Origin of the sequence: Cobetia crustatorum (assembly GCF_000591415.1) — a bacterium.
GTDB classification, from domain to species: Bacteria; Pseudomonadota; Gammaproteobacteria; order Pseudomonadales; family Halomonadaceae; genus Cobetia; species Cobetia crustatorum.
In genome coordinates this window covers 49,037-56,360 of the sequence record NZ_JEMF01000081.1, presented here as the reverse complement: position 1 = coordinate 56,360, position 7,324 = coordinate 49,037, and the positions used below count along the sequence as shown (strand labels likewise).

The window sequence follows — 7,324 nt, the reverse complement described above, 5'->3', positions numbered from 1 at the left end:
GCGCGCGCCATTCCAGTTGCATGGCGTCCTTGTAGCCGCTGCACGTCCGCAGGCATGACAGTCACCGGCACTGTCGAGCTGCTTGAGCGGAATCAGCGGCGCGCAGTCCGGTGCCGACATGCGTACTGCATCACCGTTTCTCACGGCTTGATTGTGTGCGGCCCACTGCGCTTGATCAGTACGGAAGTGGGTTGGTGACAGGCGTGCCAACAGATTGAACACGCCATTGACCGGGCACAGCTGACGACACCAGACGCGCGTGCCCTTGCCGTAGATCAGGCCAACGATGATCGCCGCCACGGTTGAGCCCCCCAGTACCACCAGTGCGCCGAGCGGATACTGATAGACACTGGCCAGCTGGCCGTAGAGCGTAGTGCCGAGAAAGGCCACGAAGGGCCAGCCGCCCCAACGCATCCAGTCAGGAATCGGCCGGCCGAGACCAATGCGGCTGGCGGCCTCGGTCAGCGTGCCTTCCGGACAGAAGACGCCGCACCAGACACGGCCCATCAGCACCATGCTAATCAGCACGAAGGGCCACCACAGCCCCCAGAAAACGAATTCGGCGAACACCGTCAGGCTGGTCAGGATATGCGCCTGATAGTCCGGCAGTGGTAGCAGGGCGGGCACTACCAGCAGGAAGGCGTAGAGACCGACCACCACCCACTGAATCAACTGGATTAGCCCACGACGCTGCTGCATCGCCTGCCCGAAGCGCGCAATGCGATTCGGGCGTGATGTCATGGAGTCATCCGCTGATTGAATGCCACAGTTGGCCATGGACGCTTTCTCCTCGGAATTGGCTGCCTAGCGAATTAGCTACGCGCCCGCGCGGCCAGCTGGCTGCGCTGGTCACTGCGTTCATTCTTGCGCTGATTCTTCATCATGCTGATCACCACCACCCAGTAGAGGACGTAGCCACCCACCATGGTCGCGGCAGGCCAGGCGCGGTAGCCGGCGAAGGTTGCCAGCAGGCCACCCAGGCCACTGCCGTCATCCAGCAGCCAGCTGGAATCCCATAGCGGGTCCATGCCTGCTGGCAGATAGCCGAGGCCAATCAACTGCTCAAGACCCGACATCAGCAGCGAGGCAGCCAACAGCAGCAACAGTATCTCGGTGACGCGGAAGAACAGCTTCCAGGAGAACAGGCGCGAACCCAGCTGCAGCGCCATGAAAGTGGCGACGGCCAACGCGAAGCCGATGCCGGCGGCGAGGGAGAAGCTGCCAATGCCACCGGATTGCAGGCTGGCGGCGCCCATGCCATAGAGGAAGACGACGGTTTCGGCACCTTCACGCGCCACGGCAATGGCGACCAGAATCGCCACGCCCCAGTAGCTGCCGGAAGACACGGCATTGGCCATTCCGCTTTCGAGTTCTGCTTTGAGCGTGCGTCCCTTGGTGCGCATCCACAGCACCATCTGAGTGATCAACAGACAGGCGATCAGTACCAATGCTGCCTGGAAGACTTCCTGTGAGGTACCCGTCAGCCAGGTATTGGCCCCCATCAGGGCAGCACCCATCAGGCCTGCCAGCACGAGACCCGCGACGACACCGCCCCATAGATAGCGCAAGCCGGCGCGGGTGCCGGACTGCACCAGCCAGGCATGCATGATGCCGACGACAAGAATGGCTTCGACGCTTTCGCGCCAGACGATAAACAGAACCTGATCAAACATGGCGGGACTCTCGGCAACAGCAGGCAAGAAAGAATGACGTGAGGGCAGTGCTCATGACATCCGTACTCATAAGATCAGTACACATGACATCAGTGCTGACCAAGACAGCACTTGAGACAGAAGCACTTGAGACTGATGTACTTGAAACTGATGTACTTGAAACAGAAGGGCACATCACTCGGCAGCCACTACCTGACCACGCGCATCCGGTAGATGGAAATCATCGAAGTAGTCGTAGCTGCCAGCACGTAGCGGGTGAATGACCACGAATGACTTCACGCCCGGAGCCAGCACTTTCTCCTTGCGTAGGGAATTACTCTCGAATTCGGCAGGAGTATTGCCCGCGTTGTGCAGCTGGATGATGAATTTCTCACCGGCCTTCACTTTCAGCACCTTGGGAGTGAGAGTGCCATTCTTCAGGGTCAGGTCGTAGGAGGGCATGTCGGTGGCGAGTGCCGTGTTAGGAAGCAGGACAGCGGACAACACAAGCAGCAGAACAGGAGATAACAGGGCGTACAGGCGACGGGACAGACGCATGGTGAGCTCCATGTCAGGGAGTGAGGAGCAGGTGCCGTCCATCAGAAAAGCGGGGCGGCAAAGCGACCAATGGCCGCCACGAGGGCAGCCATTGAGCGTGGACAATAGCAGACGCGCTACGGTTTAGTAGCCGCCTTTCTTGCCAATGCCTGCATAGACGAAATCATAGTCGGTCGTGATGGTGTCCGGCCATTCGGCGACGCCTGTTTCCTTGTCGATATGACGCGGCATATCCGGATGCTGGATGACGAAGGTCAGGTGGTATTTTCCTGGTCCGTCCAGCTTGACGTTCTTGCCGTAGTGCGTGCCATCGTTGGCGATCATCGGTACCAGGTCACCCTCGATCGGCGTCTCGCTGCCATTCTTGGTCAGGGTGTAGTGGATACCGAGATAGGGAATCCAGTCGCCCGGTGCGAAGCCGTTGTCATTCTCCATCAGCGCATGGATATCGGCTTCCAGATGAACATCGGCTTTATTGGCCGGCAGCTTGCCCGCGGGTGCCATGACGACTGGCTGCAGGTAGACGGCAGCAATTTCCATGCCCCCTTCCTTGGCCGGCGTACCGATGGGGTATTCCAGTGCCAATGCCTGACCTGCCACAAACGGTGCTACCAGGCTCATGGCGAGCAAGGCAGGCTTGAGCGCACGAGACAGTGTGGTGGTGACAATGTGACGTTGTGGCATCAGTAGGAGCTCGCATGATTGGGGAAATGTTGTCTCATTATCCTGATAAGCATAAATATAACCATTCTCATTGACGCGCCGCGTGCGTTGCCTATCTTGCAACCGGGCGTTTTCCAATATGCGCTAGTGCTCAATTAATGCGGGTTTTTCGCTGATGCTGAGCGATCTGGCCTGATGCGCCGTCATGCGGCATGCTGCGCGTCATGACGACTTCTCTTGAGACAGCGCTAGACCTTCCCGCCCTGCAGCGCGGCAGCCAACGGCTACAGACACGCCTGCTGGCCTGCCGGCATCGTGGCTGCCTGTGGATCAGCGGGCCAAGGACGCTTGTGCAGGCACGCGCCCTGGCGTTGTGTGCTGCCTGGCCAGACGCCGCAGGCGCGCCACTGTGGTTGGGAGGCAGTGTAGCTGTGGATGGCGCTTCAGTACGTCATCTGGCGATGGCCAAGGCCGCGACACAGCTCGGAGGAGAGCAGTCGTTGGTCATCTTTGATGCGGCAAGCGGTGATAGCGGCTTTGATCCTGATGCGTTCGGGGCGGTGTCCGGCACTCTGAAAGCGGGGGGCTTGCTGGTGCTACTGACGCCAGCCGAGTGGGCGCAGGCTGACCCCGTGGCGGTGCCCGACGCCGATTATGCCCGGCTGGCGCATTGGCCGGTCGCGCGTGAGCAGCTTGCAGCGCGTTACCTGACACGCTTGGCGCGCTGCCTTCAGCGTGATCAACAGATCATGCAGTGGCCTGAAACGGTGACGTTGCCGCTGGCGTTTACTGCTACCGCCGTTGATTCTCCATCACCGTCTGACGCTGGGCCGGTCGTGAGTAGTGGCGACAGCTCCCACGATCCTGACTGCCTGACGGATGATCAGTGTGCAGTCGTTGCAGCGCTAGCGGCACTGGCACCGCATCGGCCGCTGGTGATCAGTGCTGACCGTGGACGCGGCAAGAGTGCCGCTCTGGGTATCGCCGCTGCCCGCTGTCTGAGAGGCGGTGAAGATGTGTGGCTGACGGCGCCGCGTCCTGCGGCGGTGGTGGCCATCTTTGCGCGACTGGCCGCGCTGGTGCCGGATGGGTGCCGCGAGGGCAATGTCTTCCGGATGCCCGCACAAGGCGAGCAGACTGCGGCAGTGCTGAGGTTCATCGCGCCTGATGCGCTAGGCGATGCGCTTGAAGGCCTGCCCGCAGAAACGTCCGCTGCGCTACCGCGGCTTTATGTCGATGAAGCGGCGGCGATTCCCACCCCGTTGCTGAAGGACTATCTGGCGCACTTTCCGCGTATTGCCTTTGCCACCACCGTGCATGGCTATGAAGGGACGGGACGTGGCTTCCAGTTGCGATTTCGTGCGCATCTCGACCGACAGTGCCCCGGCTGGCAGGCACGCGAGATGACGGCGCCCGTTCGCTGGGCCGCGCATGATCCGCTGGAACAATTGACGAGTGACGTGCTGCTACTGACCGCTGAGCCGTGTGAGGTTGAGGTACTTGCGGCGACGGGGAATGCGGCCGATCAGTTTCGCGCGTGGCTGGCGGAAACACAGGTGGTCGTGCTGGACCGCGAACGGCTGGCGCAGGACGAGGCGGCGCTGACACAGCTGTTTGGCCTGTTGGTGCAGGCACACTACCGCACCACGCCGTCAGACCTGCGCCAGCTGCTCGATACCCCTGGCCTCACGCTGATGGGCATTCGCCATTGCACGTCGGTGGCCAAAGACGTGACAGCGTGTGAGTCCCTCGACGAGGCTGGAGAGGAATCGCAAGGCGAACGTTGGCTGGGTGTGGTGGCGGTGGTCGAGGAAGGCGGTTTTCCAGCACCGCTCGCAGCAGAAATCTGGAGCGGTCAGCGTCGCCGCGCGGGCACCTGTTGGCGCAGTCGCTGGCGGCACATGCCGGGCATCAGGCGGCCGCTGAAGCGCGCTGGTGGCGCGTGCTACGCATTGCCGTACATCCGGCGCTGTGGCGGTGTGGTCAGGGCACGCGGCTGCTGCAAGCGGTGGAGCAGCACGCTTTGTTGCAGGGCATCGCCCGGCTTGGCACCAGCTTTGGTGCGGAGGTCGGGTTGCTGGCGTTCTGGCAGGCGCAGGGGTTCGCACCGCTGCGACTAGGGCTTAAGCGAGATGCCGCCAGCGGTGAACATGCCGTGATGATGGGCAAGGCGCTCGCGCCTGATGCGATGCCGCTGCTTGAGGCCATGCAGGCTGATTTTCAGTACCTGCTGCCTTCGCTGTTGGCACACGAGCTATCCATCCTGCCCGACATTCTCCGCCAGTCGCTGAGTCAGCATTACGGGGCATTGCTTGGCGATGAGGCATCACTTGGATATGACGAACAACAGACGCGCCACCGACTCGACTGGTATCGACGTGGCGGTGGCGGACTGGCATTGCTGCGGCCATGGCTGGTGGCAGCGCTCAGTGATACGGCAAGTGCCTCCCGCCTGAGCGATGAAGTGCGAGAGGGGCTGACACTGGCGTTGGATGGGCAGGATGCACCGACCTTCATGCGCTGGGCGGCCACCCATGGACTGGATGGTCGAAAGGCGCGCGATCGCTGGTGTCGCGCAGCAGTAGGTCAGCTAGTGCAGTAGGTCAGCTAGTGGAGGGCTCGCTGCCGAAAGGCTAGCCAGAGCCGCTGGACTTACAGACCCGGGATGCCGATCGGGCCGGGCAGGTCAGGAATGGGCGAGCAGCCACTTAGCATCAATAGGCCAGCAATGGTGGAGATCACGGATAGCAATAACAGACGGCGTGGCATAAAGGCTCCAAAGCGCAAGGGTCGCGTAGGGGCGAGCGCATGAAGCAGCAGCGTCGCCTCCCGTGGCGAGGGATCGATATTGCCATCCTTGCATATTCGCACTCGCTGATCGACAGCTGTTGCCAATGACTAGCCATGCCCATCCGGTGTTCCGTATGCTCAAAGGCGACAAGAACAGGAATCTTCGCCATGAATGAACATATTGATACGCTGGAACCCGCCATTCTCTGGCGTCATTTTCGCACTCTCTGCAATATCCCGCGTCCTTCCGGGCACGAGGCGGCACTTGTCGCCCATCTCATCGCCTGGGCCGAATCGCGGGGGCTGAGTCATGATCGCGATAACTTTGGCAACCTGCGTTTGCGCAAGCCGGCCACTGTCGGCCACGAGCAGGCGCCCGGCATCGTATTGCAAGGCCATCTGGACATGGTGGCTCAAGCGGCCAGTGGGTCGGCACATGACTTCACACGTGATTCGCTGGATACCTATCTGGAAGACGGTTGGTTGAAGGCACGCGGTACTACGCTTGGCGCTGACAATGGACTTGGCGTGGCCGCGGCGTTGGCCGTGCTTGAGGATGATGAGCTGGTCCATGGTCCGCTTGAAGCACTGTTCACCCTCGAGGAAGAAACCTCGATGGGCGGCGCGCTGAACCTGGCTGAAGGCTGGCTTGAAGGGCGTTATCTGCTCAACCTGGATTCAGAAGACCGCGGACAGGTCTATATCGGCTGTGCGGGTGGCGCGGATATCAATGTCTCCGCTGCATTCGCGACCTCCTCGCTGCGTGAGGACGAGGCCGCGCTGGAGCTGACCATCGGAGGCTTGATTGGCGGTCACTCAGGGCTTGATATTCATCGTGGGCGTGGCAATGCCAATCGCCTGATGTCGCGGGCGCTGGTAGAGCTGGCCGAGTTCTCGCCGCGTCTGGTCAGCTGGTCGGGGGGTACGCTGCGCAATGCACTGCCACGGGAAGCGCAGGCGAGCCTGGTACTGTTCGATGAGCACGTTTCCATCGCGCGTCAGCGCCTGGCCGCCTTCGAAGCACAGATTCGTGACGAGCTACGCGATACCGATCCTGACGTGACGCTGACGCTGGGTCGCAGCAACGCCGAAAGTGCCTTGTCAGTCACTGACAGTCGACAACTGATTGCCGTGCTGGATGCTGCCCCTTATGGCGTGGAGCGTATGAGCGCAGCGGTGGAAGGGGTGGTCGAGACCTCCAATAACCTTGGCGTGGTGCAGTTGCGTGAAGGCCGCTTCCATCTCTGTGCGCTGGTTCGCTCGCTACGTGATGATGCGGTGATCATGATGGAGCAGCGCATTCGTGGTCTGTTCGCACTGATTGGTGCCACCACGGTAGCCGAGAATGCGTACCCTGGCTGGAAGCCGGTGCCTGAGGCGGCGCTGTTGGCGCGCTTCTGCTCGTTGCATGAGACCGTCACCGGTCGTGCACCAGAGATAAAGGTCATCCATGCCGGGCTTGAGTGCGGCATTCTGGGTGCCAAGTATCCGGCGCTTGAGATGATTTCCTTCGGGCCACTGATTCGTGGCGCACACTCGCCCAGCGAACGGGTCGAAGTCGAGTCTGTTGGTGAATTCTGGCAGGTACTCAAGGGCTTGATTACTGAGTTGGCAGCGCCCGCCAGCGTTTGAGTAACGACGCTTGAGTGACAGCATTTGAC

The 7,324-nt window shown here is 61.2% G+C and carries 6 protein-coding genes and 2 pseudogenes; 4 read left to right on the top strand and 4 right to left on the bottom strand.

Going from position 1 to position 7,324, the window contains the following annotated elements; translation table 11 throughout:
• From BF12_RS20435 to BF12_RS0115005, 4 genes are all read right to left on the bottom strand, one after another.
• Positions 1–741 (bottom strand): 4Fe-4S binding protein (locus BF12_RS20435; RefSeq protein ID WP_156941191.1); only part of this gene is annotated, 741 nt, incomplete at its 3' end.
• A gap of 71 nt (positions 742–812) precedes the next feature.
• Positions 813–1,673, bottom strand: a complete 861-nt coding sequence (locus BF12_RS0115015; protein WP_024952982.1) for an FTR1 family iron permease — start codon at positions 1,671–1,673, stop codon at positions 813–815.
• Positions 1,674–1,847: 174 nt separating this feature from the next.
• Positions 1,848–2,210 carry a cupredoxin domain-containing protein gene (locus BF12_RS0115010; protein ID WP_051511057.1) on the bottom strand — a complete coding sequence of 121 codons (363 nt, stop codon included), beginning with the start codon at positions 2,208–2,210 and terminating at the stop codon, positions 1,848–1,850.
• Positions 2,211–2,333: 123 nt separating this feature from the next.
• The gene (locus BF12_RS0115005) at positions 2,334–2,894 is read right to left on the bottom strand and encodes an iron transporter (RefSeq protein WP_035160284.1); all 561 of its coding nucleotides are present in this window, start codon (positions 2,892–2,894) and stop codon (positions 2,334–2,336) included.
• A gap of 191 nt (positions 2,895–3,085) precedes the next feature.
• Here BF12_RS0115005 and BF12_RS20430 point away from each other — a divergent pair.
• From BF12_RS20430 to BF12_RS0114990, 4 genes and pseudogenes are all read left to right on the top strand, one after another.
• Positions 3,086–4,285: pseudogene (locus BF12_RS20430) on the top strand (tRNA(Met) cytidine acetyltransferase TmcA domain-containing protein); the annotation flags it as partial.
• A 530-nt stretch (positions 4,286–4,815) separates the two neighbouring features.
• Positions 4,816–4,917: pseudogene (locus BF12_RS23590) on the top strand (GNAT family N-acetyltransferase); the annotation flags it as partial.
• A 30-nt stretch (positions 4,918–4,947) separates the two neighbouring features.
• Positions 4,948–5,475 (top strand): tRNA(Met) cytidine acetyltransferase TmcA, encoded by a 528-nt coding sequence (locus tag BF12_RS22250; RefSeq protein WP_051511053.1) that lies wholly within the window; start codon positions 4,948–4,950, stop codon positions 5,473–5,475.
• A gap of 356 nt (positions 5,476–5,831) precedes the next feature.
• Entirely contained in the window at positions 5,832–7,295 is a 1,464-nt protein-coding gene (locus tag BF12_RS0114990; protein WP_024952979.1) for an aminoacyl-histidine dipeptidase, read from the top strand.
• Positions 7,296–7,324: the final 29 nt, after the last annotated feature.